Here is a 15,538-nt window from a genome sequence, read left to right as displayed (position 1 = left end):
CCTGCAATTTTCGCGACACAGAGCTGTGAGCAACATAACAATCTGGTAACGTAGTCAGGTTCGGGCCGAATGCAAATCCACCACCCGGCAGTCTTAAGCAATAAAAGGCGCTAAGGAGACCATAAATGTCTGATGCTAAAGCAAAAATCACCCTGGGTGGTGACACTGCTATTGAACTTGATGTGCTAAAAGGCACGCTCGGTCAGGATGTTATTGATATTCGTAGTCTTGGTTCAAAAGGTGTCTTCACCTTCGACCCCGGTTTCACTTCAACAGCCTCGTGTGAATCTAAAATTACTTTTATCGACGGCGATGAAGGGATCCTGCTCCACCGCGGTTTCCCGATCGATCAGCTGGCTACCGAGTCAAATTATCTTGAAGTGTGCTACATCCTGTTGAACGGCGAAAAACCGACTCAACAGCAGTACGACGAATTCAAAACTACCGTTACCCGCCACACCATGATCCACGAGCAGATTACCCGTCTGTTCCACGCGTTCCGCCGCGACTCTCACCCGATGGCGGTGATGTGCGGTATTACCGGCGCGCTGGCGGCGTTCTATCACGATTCACTGGACGTAAATAACCCACGTCACCGTGAAATCGCCGCCTATCGTCTGCTGTCCAAAATGCCGACCATGGCAGCGATGTGTTACAAATATTCTATCGGCCAGCCTTTCGTGTATCCGCGCAACGATCTCTCCTACGCGGGTAACTTCCTGAATATGATGTTCTCCACGCCGTGCGAAACCTATGAGGTTAACCCGGTGCTGGAACGCGCGATGGACCGTATCCTGATCCTGCACGCTGACCACGAACAGAACGCCTCAACCTCTACCGTGCGTACCGCTGGCTCTTCCGGCGCTAACCCGTTCGCCTGCATCGCTGCGGGTATCGCCTCCCTGTGGGGGCCGGCGCACGGCGGCGCCAACGAAGCCGCGCTGAAAATGCTGGAAGAGATCAGCTCCGTTGAACACATTCCGGAATTCGTGCGCCGCGCGAAAGACAAGAATGACTCTTTCCGCCTGATGGGCTTCGGTCATCGCGTGTACAAGAACTACGATCCGCGCGCCACCGTAATGCGTGAAACCTGCCACGAAGTACTGAAAGAGCTGGGCACCAAGGACGATCTGCTGGAAGTGGCGATGGAACTTGAGCATATCGCGCTCAACGACCCGTACTTCATCGAGAAGAAACTGTATCCGAACGTCGACTTCTACTCCGGCATCATCCTGAAAGCGATGGGTATTCCATCCTCGATGTTTACCGTCATCTTCGCGATGGCGCGTACCGTCGGCTGGATTGCCCACTGGAACGAAATGCACAGCGACGGTATGAAAATTGCCCGTCCGCGTCAGCTGTATACCGGCTACCAGAAGCGCGATTTCAAGTCCGATCTCAAGAAGTAATTTCAACCCTGTCGGGGTTAGCAAAAAAAATCGGGGACCTTCCCCGATTTTTTTTATTTAAGCGTACAAAAAAATTTGAATCACTCAATAACTGACGTTAGTGCTGGCAGCCAGGACACCAGTAAAAGGGTCGCGATGACAGCATGGTTTTTTCAATGATACTGCCGCAGCGTTCGCAGGCCTCACCCTCGCGATGAAAAACCTTAAAGCGGAATAGCGCGCCATGATGTTTGTTTTCATCCACTTGCCCGCGGGTGCGGTAAGAAAGGCGCGGGATATCCAGCAGCGCGTGCGCCAGCGCATTGAGCTGCGTGTCATTGAGCTCGGCGGCCTTATGCTGCCCGGTCAACCCCACCTGCCATAGGATCTCCACCCGCAGATAGTTACCAAGCCCGGCGAGAAACGCCTGGTCCAGCAACAGGCCGGAAAACTGGCGATTGCGAAATTTCGCCGATAACAGCCGCTCTCTGACCTGCCCGGCGGTTAACGTCATATCCAGCACATCCGGCCCGACCCGTTGTAAAAACGGATGATGGGCCAGCTCTTGCGCCGTCAGTATCTCAATCTCGGAGGCGCTATAGAGCAAAATCGCCTTGCGTGCGGTCTGTAACCTGACGCGCAGCACGCGCTTCGATTGCGGCTCAACGCCGGCATCCACCACGCGCCAGACGCCATACAGCTGGTTATGGCTATACAGCGTCAATCCGCCGGAGAAGTGGGTTAACAGGGCCTTGCCGCGGGTGGCGATATGGGTCACCCGCTGACCAATTAGCTGAGTTTGATAGGGTTGCAACTGTGGAAAGGCGAACCAGGCTTCGGTTAACGGTTCGCCTTTGATAGCCGCCTCCAGGGTATCCGCCGCGCGGCGGATCTCCGGGCCTTCAGGCATAGTTTCGTCCTTCTGTTAGTGCGTGGCGCCGCCGCCAATTTTGACGTCGTCATCCTGTTCAAGGGCGACGGTAATCGCCGTTTCCAGCGCCGCGCGTACCGTCTCGACCGACATACTCGCCTGCCCCGGATGGGCCGCCGCCTGTTCAGGCAGATAAGGAATATGGATAAAACCGCCCTTCTGCCCGCTTTTTCCCTGCAGCTGATGCAGCAAACCATACATCACGTGATTGCAGACGAAGGTGCCCGCGGTTTGCGACACCGAGGCCGGGATCCCCTGCTGGCGCAACGCGCTAACGATCGCTTTGATCGGTAGCGTACTGAAGCATGCCGCGGGGCCGTCAGCGACGATCGGCTCATCGATCGGCTGCTGGCCTTTATTGTCGGGGATCCGCGCATCATCGACGTTGATAGCCACACGTTCGACGGTAATATCGACACGGCCTCCGGCCTGCCCGACGGCAATCGTTAGCTGCGGTTGATAGGTTTCCAGCGCGGCGTTCAGCACCGTTAGCGCCTCGCCGAACACGCAGGGTAACTGTTTAGCCACCACCTGCTGCCCGCGAATAATCATGCCATCAAGCTGCTTAACCACTTCCCATGAAGGATTAACCGTTTCGCCGCCGAACGGCTCAAAACCGGTAATTAATACGCCAGCCATCATCCCTCCTTACAGGAACATCAGGAAATAGAGTAAGAATACGTTGACGATCAGCAGCAGGATACCGGTCGGTACCTGGGCTTTAATCACCGCATTTTTATCCGGCAGTTCCAGCAGCGCCGCCGGTACGATATTAAAGTTCGCCGCCATCGGCGTCATCAGCGTACCGCAGTAGCCGGAAAACATACCAATCGCCGCCATTACCGCCGGATTGCCGCCGTGCTGCAGAACTAAAATCGGAATGCCAACCCCGGCTGTCACAATCGGGAAAGCGGCAAAGGCATTGCCCATCACCATCGTCAACACCGCCATGCCGATGGCGTACACGGCCACGGCGATAAAGCGGTTATCTACCGCCAGATAGTGCTCGGTCAGCCACGAAATGCTGGTTCCGACACCCGCCGTGGTGAACAGCAGCCCCAGCACCGCGAGGATCTGCGGCAGGATAAAGGCCCAGCCGACGGAATCAAGTAAACGGCGCGCTTCCTGCATCGGCTGCGCCACCGTTTCATGGGTCATACGAATCGCCATCGCCAGGCCAATCAGCGTACCGACGGTCATCGAGAACAGGGTAATCAGCGTCGCGTGGTTGCCCGGCCCGAAGAGCGCCACCTGCCATGAAGGCAGATTGTTAAACAGCAGTACGCCAATGACGGTGACGACCGGAATCGCCAGCGCCGGATAGAAAAGTTTGTTGCCGAGGCGTTTCGCGCTGGCGGTTTTCTCTTCCTGGCTACGCTGATGGTAGCTGCCGAGGCGCACACCGCCAAAACCGGCGATCAGCGCCAGTACCACCACCACCCCGCCGACGGCGATATTCACCGCACGCTTATCGCCCACCAGTTGATACGTCCAGTCGCCGAGCAAGAACACCAGCCCGTACAGACCCCAGAACAGGCCGGTTGTCAGACGCCGCGGATTGCTTTTGTCGCGCCAGGACATGATAGCCACGACCAGCAGTACCGCGCCGGCCAGCCAGTATAAATACGTTTGCTGGAAGTTCATGCCGCACCGCCTTTCGCCTGCCCGGCGTTAACCCGGTCCAGCTCACGCTGGAGATGGCGATCGAGGCGCCACAGGCGCGCGGCGTGGAGCAGGAAGGCGCAGATCGCCGTCGGGATCCCCCACAGGGCAATATGCAACGGTTCCGTCTGGATCCCGCCCGACTCCAGCATAAAGTTGTGCATGAAGATGATCGCGCCAAAGGCGACAAAAATATCTTCACCGAAAAACAGCCCGACGTTATCGGTCGCCGCCGACATCGCGCGCAGCCGGTAGCGCACATGACCCGGCAGCGGGCCAAAGCGCTTTTCCGCCGCCCCTTCCGCCATTGGCGCCAGCAGCGGTCGCACCATTTGCGGATGCCCGCCGAGGCTGGTCAATCCCAGGGCGGCGGTAGCTTCGCGCACAAACAGATAGACGATCAGCAGACGTCCGGCGGTCGCGCTATGGATCTTCGCGATCCACGCCTGCGCCCGCTCTTTCAGACCATGTCGCTCCAGCAGCCCGATCACCGCCAGCGGCAGCAGCAGAATAAACGGCAGATTACGGGTATTAAGGAAGCCCTCGCCCAGTTTCTCCAGAATAGTGGCTATTGGCATATGCGCCGCCACGCCGGTGACGATCCCGGAGATTATCACCACCAGCACCGGGTTAAAGCGTAATACAAAACCGACCACAATCACGGCAATGCCGATCAGCGGCCAGAGGGATATCGCCTCTTGCATAATAACGTCCTGTTCAGTTGTGAGTGTTGTTTATTGTTTGATTTAATTATTATTAAAATACTCAGGCGGACGATTAATCGATGTCCGCGCTGACGTCGATATTGCGCCCGGCAAACGCGGCGCGCAAGCGTCGGGCGAAATCGAGCGCATGAGCGCCATCGCCATGCAGACAGACCGTTTCCGCCTTCACATGCGCCCATTCGCCGCTCAGGCTGCGCACCCGATTGTGCTGCACCATTTCCAGCGTTTGCGCCAGCGCCTGCTCTTCGTTCTCTATCAGCGCGCCCGGCTGGCTGCGCGGCACCAGGCTACCGTCGGCGAGATAACCGCGATCGGCGAAGACTTCCTGGCGCGTCGTCAGCTGATAGCGCTGTCCGGCGCGGATAAGCTCGCTCCCCGCCAGCCCGACCAGTACCAGGCCGGCGTCGGCATCGCGCACCGCACGGGCGATGGCATCGGCCAAAGCCGGCTCTTTCGCCGCCTGGTTATACAACATGCCATGCGGTTTGACGTGCCGCAGCTCGCCGCCCTGGGCATGCACGATTGCCGCCAGCGCGCCAATTTGATACAGCACCTGGGCATAAACCGTCTCTGGCGGTAACTGCATCGCGGTGCGGCCGAAATTTTCCCGGTCCGGGAAGCTTGGGTGCGCGCCAATAGCGACGCCATTTTTCAGCGCCTCGCGCACGCACTGCTGCATGAGCAGCGCATCGCCGGCGTGAAAGCCGCAGGCGATATTGGCGGAAGAGACCAGCTGCAGCAGCGCGCTATCGCTGGCGCAGCCTTCGCCGAGGTCGGCATTTAAATCAATTTTCATCGCTTAATCTCCAGGCCAGTTGTTCAAGGTAACGCTGCTGGTCGGCGCGCGCTTTCAGCGCGTCTTCCAGCGAACAGGGGACGAAATGGATCGGCTGCCCCAGCGGAATTTGCGCCAGTTGGTACATATCGGCTTCAATAATGCACGCTATACGCGGATAGCCGCCGGTGGTCTGCGCATCGTTCATTAACACAATCGGCTGGCCGTTATGCGGTACCTGTACCACGCCGGGCAGCAGGCCATGGGAGAGCATTTCCCGGTCGGTTGTGCGCTTGAGCGGCTGACCCTGCAGGCGGTAGCCCATACGGTTGCTCTGCGGACTCAGCTTCCACGGCGAGCGCCAGAAAGACTCCTGCGACACGCTGTCGAATTCGTGATACTCCGGCCCCGGCAGCGCGCGAATAATATTGCCTATCGGCAGCTGTTTAACGCCGCGCGAAGCGCTAAAGCGGCGGGAGGATTTCCCAATCTTCAATTGATCGCCATCCTGCAACCGGCGCCCTTCGATTCCGCCGATACCGACTTTCAGATCGGTAGAGCGGGAACCCAAAACTTCAGGGACGTCGATACCGCCCGCGACCGCCAGGTAGCTGCGGATCCCATGCTGAGGATTTTTCAGCACCAGCCGCTGTCCGGCCTTCGCTTCCATTCGCCAGCCCAGCCAGACCGGCGCGCCGTCGAGCGTCGCTTCGCAGGCGGCGCCGGTCAACGCGAACCAGCAATGGCGGGTAAACTGTACATCGACCTGACCCAGCGTAATTTCCAGCGCCGCCGTCTCCGGCGCATTGCCCACCAGCAGATTGGCAATGGTCATCGCCGGTTTATCCAGCGCGCCGCAGCGGCTGATCCCCCACTGGCGCTGGCCTTCCCGGCCGCCATCCTGTACCGAGGTGTACATGCCGGCGCGGATAAATTTCAACATACCCCCTCCTTCTGCGGCACAAAGCGTACGCGATCGCCAGAACGCAGCAGCACCGGCTCTTCACGTTTTGGATCGAATAATGCCAGCGGCGTGCGACCCAGCAGCTGCCAGCCGCCCGGCGTCGCCAGCGGATAAATACCGGTTTGCGATCCGCCGATACCAACCGATCCCGCCGGTACCAGTACGCGCGGCTCGGCGCGACGCGGCATCGCCAGCTGCTCCGGCAGGCCGCCAAAGTACGGAAACCCCGGCTGGAAACCCAGAAACCACACCATGTACTCCACCGAAGAGTGCAGTTCGACCACCTGCTTTTCGCTCAATCCGCAATGGCGCGCGACGTCGCCAAGGTCTGGCCCCGCCTCGCCGCCATAGATAACCGGAATACTAATCTCGCGGGATTCCGGTTCCAGCGCTTCGCTCTCTTCCCACCAGCGCTGCAGCTTGTCAATCGCCTCCCACGCCATCTCCTGCGGGCGGCGCAGTACAACGGTGATGTTGTTCATCCCCGGTATCACTTCAACCACTTCTTCGTGGTCGGTTAACCGCTGCGTCAGGCCCCAGATACGTTTTTGGCTCTCCAGGGTCACCGGAGGCTCAAGCTCCAGGACCACCGCCGTTTCACCTAATAGATAACAACGCGCTCGCTGCACTTTTTTCTCTCTCATCAGGCCGGGTTAGGGATATCAATAAAGGTGACGTCCAGGTCGGTATTTTCCGTCAACCACTCGCTCAGAGCGCGAATACCGCCACGCTCGGTGGCATGATGGCCAGCGGCATAAAAATGCAACCCTTGCTCACGAGCGGAATGGATGGTCTGCTCAGACACTTCGCCGGTAATAAAGGCATCGACGCCAAAGCGGGCCGCGCTATCGATAAAGCTCTGGCCGCCACCGGTACACCAGGCGACGCGGGCGACTTTGTCTGGCCCGGTATCGCCGCACCACAGCGGTTTACGTCCCAATCGCGCTTCAATCCACGAGGCCAGTTCCAGCCCGGATACCGGCATAGACAGCTCGCCCCACGGCACCAATGGTTCGATTTCCCCCATCACGTTGATCCCCAGCAGTTGCGCCAGTTGGGCGTTATTGCCCAGTTCCGGATGCGCATCCAGCGGTAAATGCCAGCCATAAAGGTTGATATCGTTGGCCAGCAACGTTTTCAGCCGATTGCGCTTCATGCCGCGGATCACCGGCGACTCGCCTTTCCAGAAGTAGCCGTGATGCACAATCACCGCATCCGCCTGCAGACGCACGGCTTCATCGAGAAGCGCCTGGCTGGCGGTCACGCCGGTAACGATTTTCCGCACCGACTCCCGCCCTTCGACCTGCAGGCCATTCGGGGCGTAATCACTGATGGCCGCGCTATTCAGTTTTTCGTTAATTAATTGTTCCAGTTCGCTATTTTTCATTGCCGCTCCATCAGAAAATCAGTTTGTACAAACCTATAACATAACCACATCCGCCCGAGTCGTCGATAGCGACGCCAAAGGGTCTATTTCAGCCATTCGCATAATCGCCCAAATTGCCTCTTCCCCTCACCGCGCATTAGTGTATATTTATGCACTTATAAAGCATATTAAATAACCAGAAAGCCATTTAGGCCATGAATAACACCAAACAAACGCTATTCATGCAGAAAGATCGACTTTCGTTTTACGGCCAGGAAATGAACGTTACATGAACAGACAAACTTCACAGCCACGGGCGATTTATTACGTCGTTGCGCTGCAAATTTGGGAATACTTCAGTTTTTACGGCATGCGGGCGCTGTTAATCCTGTACCTCACCAACCAGCTCAAGTACGACGATAACCACGCTTATACCCTTTTTAGCGCCTACTGCTCCCTGGTCTATGTCACCCCTATTCTCGGCGGCTTCCTCGCCGACAAGCTGCTCGGCAACCGCATGGCGGTGATGCTCGGGGCGCTACTCATGGCTATCGGTCACCTGGTGCTCGGCGCCAGCGAAATCGCCCCCACCTTCCTCTATTTATCGCTGGCGATTATCGTTTGCGGTTACGGGCTGTTTAAATCCAACGTCAGCTGCCTGCTTGGCGAACTGTATGAGCCGACCGATCCGCGCCGCGATGGCGGCTTCTCGCTGATGTACGCCGCGGGAAATATTGGTTCGATCATCGCGCCTATCGCCTGCGGCTACGTGCAGGAAGAGTACAGCTGGGCGATGGGCTTTGCGCTGGCGGCAGTCGGTATGATTGCCGGTCTGGTGATCTTCCTCTGCGGCGGTCGCCACTTCCGCCATACCACCGGCGTTAACCGCGAGGCACTGTGCGCGCGGACCTTCCTCCTGCCGAACTGGGGCTGGCTGCTGGTATTGCTGGTGGCGACGCCGCTGTTGATTACCGTGCTGTTCTGGCAGGAGTGGTCGGTGTATGCGCTGATCGTCGCGACGGTGATTGGCCTGGCGGTACTGGCGCGTATTTACCTGCGCGCGGAGAACGACAAACAGCGTAAAGAGCTGCGTCTGATTATCGTCCTCACCGGTTTTAGCCTGCTGTTCTGGGCCTTTGCCCAGCAGGGCGGCAGCTCCATCAGCCTGTATATCGACCGTTTCGTGAACCGCCACGTCATGAGCTATGAAGTACCAACCGCGATGTTCCAGTCGGTTAACGCCTTCGCGGTAATGCTCTGCGGTATGGTGCTGGCATGGCTGGTTAAAGAGAACATCAAGGGCAACCGCACCGTGCGTATCTGGGGGAAATTCGCCCTCGGTCTGGGGCTAATGAGCGCCGGGTTCTGCATTCTGACCTTGAGCGCCCGCTGGTCAGCCGCGTATGGCCACTCCTCCATGCCGCTGATGGTACTGGGGCTGGCGGTGATGGGCTTCGCCGAACTGTTTATCGACCCGGTTGCGATGTCGCAAATCACCCGGATCGAAATCCCCGGCGTCACCGGGGTGCTGACCGGTATCTATATGCTGCTTTCCGGGGCGATCGCCAACTATCTGGCCGGCGTCATCGCCGACCAGACGTCGCAGGCGTCGTTTGATGCCGCGGGCGCGGTTAACTATTCGATTGAAGCCTACATCGACGTCTTCAGCCAGATCACCTGGGGCGCGCTGGCCTGCGTTGGCCTGGTGCTGGTCATCTGGCTGTATCACTCCGTGAAGGTCAAAACCCGCCAACTGGCGGTAGAGTAGAAACTATCTGGCGGCTTCCCAGGCCGCCAGCGTCTCCAGCCGCGCCTGCTTATGGTCAACCAGCGGGCGCGGATACCTCAGCGTTACCCCCTGTTTATCCGCCCACAGCCACGGCTGATGCAGCGCTTTTTCTGGCACTTCAGCCAGTTCCGGCAGCCAGCGGCGAATAAACTCGCCCTGCTTATCAAATTTCTCGCCCTGGGTCGTCGGATTGAAAATACGAAAATAAGGGGCTGCATCGGTACCGGTCGAGGCCGCCCACTGCCAACCGCCGTTGTTGGCCGCCAAATCGCCGTCGATCAGTTGGCTCATGAAATAGCGCTCTCCGTGCCGCCAGTCGAGGCGCAGGTCTTTCGCCAGGAAGCTGGCGACAATCATCCGCAGGCGATTGTGCATCCAGCCGGTGGCGTTAAGCTGCCGCATGGCGGCATCGACGATGGGGAAACCGGTTTGCCCCTGTTGCCAGGCCCGCAGTTCATCCTCATTGCTGCGCCAGGCGACCTTGTCGGTCCAGGCGACAAACGGCCGGCCTTTACACAGTTTCGGATAGTAAACCATCAGATGACGATAGAACTCGCGCCAGATAATCTCGTTCAGCCAACTTGCGCCCGCTTCGCCATCCAGCGCGCCGGGCTGCTCCCGTAACAAGCGATGCAGGCACTGGCGCGGCGACAATACGCCGACCGCGAGACACGGCGATAGCCTGCTGGTTCCCTCTATCGCCGGAAAATCGCGCTGCTGGTCGTAATCTGCCGCCGGCTGCTGACAAAACGCGCGCAATCGAGCCAGCGCCGTTTTTTCATCCGCCGCGAACAGATCGGTGTCGAACGGCGCTTGCGGATAGTTGATCTCAGGCAGCGGCGAGGCCTGTCGGGTGGCTGACTGGCGCGGTTTCGGCGCCGCCACGCACTCCGGCAACCCTTCACGCAGGCGGCGGATAAAGGCATTTTTAAACGGCGTAAAGACTTTATACATCTCGCGGTTGCCGGTCATCACGCTGCCCGGCGGCAACAGCACGCTGTCATCAAACCCCTGGCAGGTGACTTCTTTCAGGATTTTCTCAACACCGGCGTCGCGCTGGCGCTCATTAAACTCATACTGATAATTATAAAATAGATGGCTAACCTGGTGCTGTTTACAGATGCGCGTCAGCAGCTCGATGCTGGCGGCGAAATTGTCCGCTTCTTCAACCAGCAGCGGGATACCGCGTTCCGCCAACGCCGCGTGGAGGCTGCGTAAATGGCTGGCGATAAAGGCCGCCTGGCGCGGCGCCATGTGATGTTGGCGCCACTGCTCCGGCGTAGCAATATACAGCGCCAGCACCTGCGCCTTCGGGTCGCGGCAGGCGGCGGCCAGCGCCAGATTATCGTTAAGGCGTAAATCCATGCGAAACCAGACCAAATGGGTGGCCATAAAACTCCTCACTCTCCGTAAGCAAAACTCAGCACTCAGGCCGGCAAAATAGCGCGCTGCGGTAAAATACGCACCTGCCAATTCTGCCACGGCGCGTGAAAGCTAAGTGTAGACAGCAGACGAAAAAAAACCGCCGGTCGTCAACCGGCGGTTTTGATATTCGTCGCAGCAGCGCGGATTTAGTAGAAGTCGTGCGCGGCTTTTTCCGCCTGCGCCATCCATACCGGCTGTTCGCTGGTTTTCGCCCATACGCGATGCAGCCAGCTGTAATAACGGGCGCGATCTTTCCAGAACAGCATCACCGGCAGCGCAGCGACCCCGGCCACGACGGCGAAAGCGCGACGCATCAGGATAATGTGAGCAGGATAAGCTTTGTACAACGCCATAATTTCTCTCCCCTTTGTCAGGCCGGCAAGCAACGCCGGTAAATGTCACAATGTTTGTCTGCACAAATAGTACCGCGCTGGTTGTAATTTTACTACTCATCCGACCACTAAAAAGCACTTATTTATACTTAATTTACATTCTCGGCGTAACTGAGTTACAAAAAAGTTAAATTAATACTAACCATTAGTTAAATTGTGCCTTTAGCCATTTTTATACTTTTTTTACACCGCCCGCGGCGATTTTTGCGAAATCTTTGCGCCGAAATTCCTACCCTCTCGGTATATCAATAAGAGACACACCCGGAGGTGGAAAGTGACTACAGGCATCATTGCCGGCGTAACGCTGGTGTTCCTGCTGCTGGCGTATCTGGTCTATGCCCTGATACATGCGGAGGCGTTCTGATGGCCGCGCAAGGGTTCTTACTTATCGCCAGCTTCCTGCTGGTACTGCTGGTGCTGGCGCGGCCACTCGGTTCGCTGCTGGCGCGAATGATCAACGATGTTCCGCTTCCTGGACTTGCCGGCGTTGAGCGCGGTATCTGGCGGCTGGCGGGGATTCGCAGCCAGGAGATGGACTGGCGGCAGTACCTGATCGCCATTGTGCTGTTTAACGCTATTGGTCTCGCGGCGCTGATGGCGCTGCTGATGTGTCAGGGGTGGCTGCCGTTCAATCCGCAGCACTTCTCCAACCTGTCATGGGATTTAGCGTTGAATACCGCGGTAAGCTTCGTCAGCAACACTAACTGGCAGGCCTACGCCGGGGAAACCACCATGAGCTATCTCAGCCAGATGGTGGGCCTGGCGGTGCAAAACTTCCTGTCGGCCGCGACCGGTATTGCGGTGATCTTCGTGCTGACCCGCGCCTGGGCGCGACAGAAAGTCAGCACCCTCGGCAACGCCTGGGTCGACCTGACCCGCATTACGCTGTGGCTGCTACTGCCAATCTCTCTGCTGATTGCGCTGTTCTTTGTGCAACAGGGCGTGCCGCAGAACCTGCAGGCTTATCAGCCGTTCACCAGCCTGGAAGGCGTTCGCCAATGGCTACCGATGGGACCGGTCGCCTCGCAGGAAGCGATCAAAATGCTCGGTACCAACGGCGGCGGGTTCTTTAACGCCAACTCATCGCATCCGTTTGAGAACCCGACGGCGTTAACCAACCTGGTGCAGATGCTGGCGATCTTCTTGATCCCGGCGGCGCTGTGTTTTGCCTTTGGCGAAGCGGTCGGCGATCGCCGTCAGGGGCGCGCCATCCTGTGGGCGATGGCGCTGATTTTCGTGGTCTGCGTGGCGGTGGTGATGTGGGCGGAAACCCGCGGAAATCCGCATCTGCTCAGTCTTGGCGCCGACAGCAGCCTGAATATGGAAGGGAAAGAGAGCCGCTTTGGCATTCTCGCCAGCAGCCTGTTTGCGGTGGTCACCACTGCGGCCTCCTGCGGTGCGGTCAACGCGATGCATGATTCCTTCACCGCGCTGGGCGGTATGGTGCCGATGTGGTTGATGCAGATTGGCGAGGTGGTCTTCGGCGGCGTAGGCTCCGGGCTGTACGGCATGCTGCTGTTCGTCATGCTGGCGGTATTTATCGCCGGGCTGATGATTGGCCGCACGCCGGAATATCTCGGCAAGAAAATCGACGTGCGCGAAATGAAAATGATCGCGCTGGCGATTCTGGTGACCCCGACGCTGGTACTGCTCGGCGCCGCGCTGGCGATGATGACCGAAGCCGGACGCAGCGCCATGCTGAATCCTGGGCCGCACGGCTTTAGCGAAGTGTTGTACGCCGTCACCTCGGCGGCCAACAACAACGGCAGCGCCTTCGGCGGCTTAAGCGCCGGCACGACATTCTGGAACCTGCTGCTGGCGTTCTGCATGCTGGTGGGCCGCTTCGGGGTGATCGTCCCGGTGATGGCGATTGCCGGGTCGCTGGTGAATAAGAAAATTCAGCCCGCCAGCTCCGGCACGCTCGCCACCCACGACGCGCTGTTTATCGGCCTGCTTATCGGCACCGTCCTGCTGGTCGGCGCCCTGACCTTTATCCCCGCACTGGCGCTCGGCCCGGTGGCGGAACACTTCTCTTTACTTTAAGCGATGCGGAGCAGCCTGTTATGAGTCGCAAACAATTAGCCCTGCTGGAGCCGACGCTGGTGCGTCAGGCGCTGCTGGATGCGGTGAAAAAACTCAGCCCCTCGGTGCAGTGGCGTAACCCGGTGATGTTTATCGTCTGGATTGGCAGCGTGCTGACCACCCTGCTGGCGATGGCCATGGCCGGGGGGTATCTCACGGGTCACGCCGGCTTTACCGCCGCCGTCAGCCTGTGGTTATGGTTTACCGTACTGTTCGCCAACTTCGCCGAAGCCATGGCCGAAGGACGTAGCAAAGCGCAAGCCAACAGCCTGAAAGGGGTGAAGAAAACCGCTTTCGCCCGTAAGCTGCGCGCGCCGCAGCACGATGCTCCGATGGATCACGTCCCGGCGGAAGAGTTACGCAAAGGCGATATCGTGCTGGTCGAAGCTGGCGACATTATCCCCTGCGACGGCGAAGTGATCGAAGGCGGCGCTTCGGTAGATGAAAGCGCCATCACCGGGGAATCCGCGCCGGTGATCCGCGAGTCCGGCGGCGATTTCGCCTCGGTCACCGGCGGCACCCGGATCCTCTCTGACTGGCTGGTGATCCGCTGCAGCGTCAACCCTGGCGAAACCTTCCTTGACCGGATGATCGCTATGGTTGAAGGCGCGCAGCGCCGTAAAACTCCAAACGAAATCGCGCTGACGATCCTGCTGATCGCCCTGACGCTGGTGTTCCTGCTGGCCACCGCCACCATCTGGCCATTCTCGGCGTGGAGCGGTAATGCGGTTAGCGTTACCGTGCTGGTCGCGCTGCTGGTGTGTCTGATCCCGACCACCATCGGCGGCCTGCTCTCCGCTATCGGCGTCGCCGGGATGAGCCGGATGCTCGGCGCCAACGTTATCGCCACCAGCGGCCGCGCGGTGGAAGCCGCCGGCGATGTCGACGTACTGTTGCTGGATAAAACCGGCACCATCACCCTCGGCAACCGTCAGGCCTCGGCTTTCCTGCCGGCGCGCGGCGTCGAAGAGCGCGTGCTGGCCGATGCCGCACAGCTATCGTCGCTGGCGGATGAAACGCCGGAAGGCCGCAGCATCGTGGTGCTGGCGAAACAGCGCTTTAATCTGCGCGAACGCGACCTGCAGTCGCTGCACGCCACATTTGTCCCCTTTACCGCCCAGACCCGTATGAGCGGTATCAACATCGACCAACGTATGATCCGCAAAGGGTCGGTGGACGCGATTCGCCGCCATATCGAAGCTAACGGCGGCCACTTCCCGGCCGATGTCGATAAGCAGGTAGAAGAGGTCGCCCGCCAGGGGGCCACGCCGCTGGTGGTGGCGGAAGGCGAACGCGTGCTGGGCATTATTTCGCTCAAAGATATCGTCAAAGGCGGCATTAAAGAGCGTTTCGCCCAGCTGCGCAAAATGGGCATTAAAACGGTGATGATCACCGGTGATAACCGCCTGACCGCCGCCGCCATCGCCGCCGAAGCGGGGGTTGATGATTTTCTTGCCGAAGCGACGCCGGAAGCCAAGCTGGCGCTGATTCGTCAGTATCAGTCGGAAGGACGGCTGGTGGCGATGACCGGTGACGGTACCAACGACGCCCCGGCGCTGGCGCAGGCTGATGTGGCGGTCGCGATGAACTCCGGCACCCAGGCAGCAAAAGAGGCGGGCAATATGGTGGATCTCGACTCGAACCCGACCAAGCTGATTGAAGTGGTGCATATCGGTAAACAGATGCTGATGACCCGTGGGTCGTTAACCACATTCAGTATCGCCAACGACGTCGCCAAGTATTTCGCGATTATTCCGGCCGCCTTCGCCGCCGCCTATCCGCAGCTGGCGATGCTGAACGTGATGCATCTGCACTCGCCCTCTTCGGCGATCATGAGCGCGGTTATTTTCAACGCCCTGATTATCGTCTGCCTGATCCCTTTAGCGCTGAAGGGCGTGAGCTATCGTCCGCTGTCGGCATCGGCGATGCTGCGCCGCAACCTGTGGGTTTACGGCCTCGGCGGGCTGATTGTGCCGTTTGTCGGTATTAAAGCTATCGACCTGTTGCTGACCCTGAGCGGTCTGGTGTGAGGAAACTAC

Annotated in this window: 15 protein-coding genes; 5 read left to right on the top strand and 10 right to left on the bottom strand. The window is 58.7% G+C overall.

Annotation, left to right across the window (positions count from 1 at the left end; all coding sequences use genetic code 11):
* The first annotated feature begins 125 nt into the window (after positions 1 to 125).
* A complete protein-coding gene (gene gltA / locus AC2CGP_RS11795) occupies positions 126 to 1,409 on the top strand; it encodes a citrate synthase (protein ID WP_015367676.1) in 1,284 nt (427 codons plus the stop codon).
* A gap of 97 nt (positions 1,410 to 1,506) precedes the next feature.
* On the opposite strand, the gene nei is transcribed toward gltA, so the two are convergent.
* The 8 genes from nei to ybgI form a co-directional block, all read right to left on the bottom strand.
* Positions 1,507 to 2,298 (bottom strand): endonuclease VIII, encoded by a 792-nt coding sequence (nei, locus tag AC2CGP_RS11790; RefSeq protein WP_047054882.1) that lies wholly within the window; start codon positions 2,296 to 2,298, stop codon positions 1,507 to 1,509.
* A gap of 15 nt (positions 2,299 to 2,313) precedes the next feature.
* Complete coding sequence (gene pcp, locus AC2CGP_RS11785; RefSeq protein ID WP_020079342.1) at positions 2,314 to 2,958, bottom strand: pyroglutamyl-peptidase I; 645 nt, start codon at positions 2,956 to 2,958, stop codon at positions 2,314 to 2,316.
* A gap of 9 nt (positions 2,959 to 2,967) precedes the next feature.
* Positions 2,968 to 3,963, bottom strand: coding sequence for a DUF979 domain-containing protein (locus tag AC2CGP_RS11780; RefSeq protein ID WP_015367679.1), 996 nt, complete (start codon positions 3,961 to 3,963; stop codon positions 2,968 to 2,970).
* Positions 3,960 to 4,685, bottom strand: a complete 726-nt coding sequence (locus AC2CGP_RS11775) for a DUF969 domain-containing protein (RefSeq protein WP_047056001.1) — start codon at positions 4,683 to 4,685, stop codon at positions 3,960 to 3,962. Before AC2CGP_RS11775 ends, AC2CGP_RS11780 begins: the two co-directional genes overlap by 4 nt.
* Positions 4,686 to 4,758: 73 nt before the next feature.
* Complete coding sequence (pxpA, locus tag AC2CGP_RS11770) at positions 4,759 to 5,502, bottom strand: 5-oxoprolinase subunit PxpA (protein WP_032714092.1); 744 nt, start codon at positions 5,500 to 5,502, stop codon at positions 4,759 to 4,761.
* Entirely contained in the window at positions 5,492 to 6,424 is a 933-nt protein-coding gene (gene pxpC / locus AC2CGP_RS11765) for a 5-oxoprolinase subunit PxpC (RefSeq protein ID WP_015704761.1), read from the bottom strand. Before pxpC ends, pxpA begins: the two co-directional genes overlap by 11 nt.
* Positions 6,418 to 7,074: a 5-oxoprolinase subunit PxpB gene (gene pxpB, locus AC2CGP_RS11760; protein ID WP_015704760.1), complete on the bottom strand. Its 657-nt coding sequence runs from the start codon at positions 7,072 to 7,074 to the stop codon at positions 6,418 to 6,420. The genes pxpC and pxpB overlap by 7 nt, the downstream gene beginning before the upstream one ends.
* Before the next feature lie 14 nt (positions 7,075 to 7,088).
* A complete protein-coding gene (gene ybgI / locus AC2CGP_RS11755; protein WP_015367684.1) occupies positions 7,089 to 7,832 on the bottom strand; it encodes a radiation resistance protein YbgI in 744 nt (247 codons plus the stop codon).
* A gap of 268 nt (positions 7,833 to 8,100) precedes the next feature.
* On the opposite strand from ybgI, the gene AC2CGP_RS11750 reads away from it, so the two are divergent.
* Positions 8,101 to 9,579, top strand: a complete 1,479-nt coding sequence (locus tag AC2CGP_RS11750; RefSeq protein WP_015367685.1) for an MFS transporter — start codon at positions 8,101 to 8,103, stop codon at positions 9,577 to 9,579.
* A 3-nt stretch (positions 9,580 to 9,582) separates the two neighbouring features.
* Here AC2CGP_RS11750 and phrB read toward each other — a convergent pair whose 3' ends face one another.
* Together phrB and AC2CGP_RS11740 are read right to left on the bottom strand one after the other, a co-directional pair.
* Positions 9,583 to 10,992, bottom strand: coding sequence for a deoxyribodipyrimidine photo-lyase (gene phrB, locus AC2CGP_RS11745; RefSeq protein WP_032712885.1), 1,410 nt, complete (start codon positions 10,990 to 10,992; stop codon positions 9,583 to 9,585).
* Between the two features lie 179 nt (positions 10,993 to 11,171).
* Positions 11,172 to 11,378, bottom strand: a complete 207-nt coding sequence (locus tag AC2CGP_RS11740) for a DUF2517 family protein (protein ID WP_015367687.1) — start codon at positions 11,376 to 11,378, stop codon at positions 11,172 to 11,174.
* 313 nt (positions 11,379 to 11,691) lie between these two features.
* On the opposite strand from AC2CGP_RS11740, the gene kdpF reads away from it, so the two are divergent.
* From kdpF to kdpB, 3 genes are read left to right on the top strand one after another with little or no spacing between them, the layout of a single operon-like run.
* Complete coding sequence (gene kdpF, locus AC2CGP_RS11735; RefSeq protein ID WP_020079348.1) at positions 11,692 to 11,781, top strand: K(+)-transporting ATPase subunit F; 90 nt, start codon at positions 11,692 to 11,694, stop codon at positions 11,779 to 11,781.
* Positions 11,781 to 13,460 carry a potassium-transporting ATPase subunit KdpA gene (kdpA, locus tag AC2CGP_RS11730; protein ID WP_475702367.1) on the top strand — a complete coding sequence of 560 codons (1,680 nt, stop codon included), beginning with the start codon at positions 11,781 to 11,783 and terminating at the stop codon, positions 13,458 to 13,460. Before kdpF ends, kdpA begins: the two co-directional genes overlap by 1 nt.
* Positions 13,461 to 13,480: 20 nt before the next feature.
* The gene (kdpB, locus tag AC2CGP_RS11725; RefSeq protein ID WP_020079350.1) at positions 13,481 to 15,529 is read left to right on the top strand and encodes a potassium-transporting ATPase subunit KdpB; all 2,049 of its coding nucleotides are present in this window, start codon (positions 13,481 to 13,483) and stop codon (positions 15,527 to 15,529) included.
* Positions 15,530 to 15,538: the final 9 nt, after the last annotated feature.

Source organism: Klebsiella sp. SYXHC3 (genome assembly GCF_057196925.1).
The sequence above is the reverse complement of the archived record's forward strand: the minus strand, read 5'-3'. Positions and strand labels throughout refer to the sequence as shown.

Excerpts from the sequence above, each read along its gene's own strand:
- gltA (WP_015367676.1), top strand. The coding sequence starts at position 126 with ATGTCTGATGCTAAAGCAAAAATCACCCTGGGTGGTGACACTGCTATT.
- nei (WP_047054882.1), bottom strand. The coding sequence starts at position 2,298 with ATGCCTGAAGGCCCGGAGATCCGCCGCGCGGCGGATACCCTGGAGGCG.
- pcp (WP_020079342.1), bottom strand. The coding sequence starts at position 2,958 with ATGGCTGGCGTATTAATTACCGGTTTTGAGCCGTTCGGCGGCGAAACG.
- AC2CGP_RS11780 (WP_015367679.1), bottom strand. The coding sequence starts at position 3,963 with ATGAACTTCCAGCAAACGTATTTATACTGGCTGGCCGGCGCGGTACTG.
- AC2CGP_RS11775 (WP_047056001.1), bottom strand. The coding sequence starts at position 4,685 with ATGCAAGAGGCGATATCCCTCTGGCCGCTGATCGGCATTGCCGTGATT.
- pxpA (WP_032714092.1), bottom strand. The coding sequence starts at position 5,502 with ATGAAAATTGATTTAAATGCCGACCTCGGCGAAGGCTGCGCCAGCGAT.
- pxpC (WP_015704761.1), bottom strand. The coding sequence starts at position 6,424 with ATGTTGAAATTTATCCGCGCCGGCATGTACACCTCGGTACAGGATGGC.
- ybgI (WP_015367684.1), bottom strand. The coding sequence starts at position 7,832 with ATGAAAAATAGCGAACTGGAACAATTAATTAACGAAAAACTGAATAGC.
- AC2CGP_RS11750 (WP_015367685.1), top strand. The coding sequence starts at position 8,101 with ATGAACAGACAAACTTCACAGCCACGGGCGATTTATTACGTCGTTGCG.
- phrB (WP_032712885.1), bottom strand. The coding sequence starts at position 10,992 with ATGGCCACCCATTTGGTCTGGTTTCGCATGGATTTACGCCTTAACGAT.
- AC2CGP_RS11740 (WP_015367687.1), bottom strand. The coding sequence starts at position 11,378 with ATGGCGTTGTACAAAGCTTATCCTGCTCACATTATCCTGATGCGTCGC.
- kdpA (WP_475702367.1), top strand. The coding sequence starts at position 11,781 with ATGGCCGCGCAAGGGTTCTTACTTATCGCCAGCTTCCTGCTGGTACTG.
- kdpB (WP_020079350.1), top strand. The coding sequence starts at position 13,481 with ATGAGTCGCAAACAATTAGCCCTGCTGGAGCCGACGCTGGTGCGTCAG.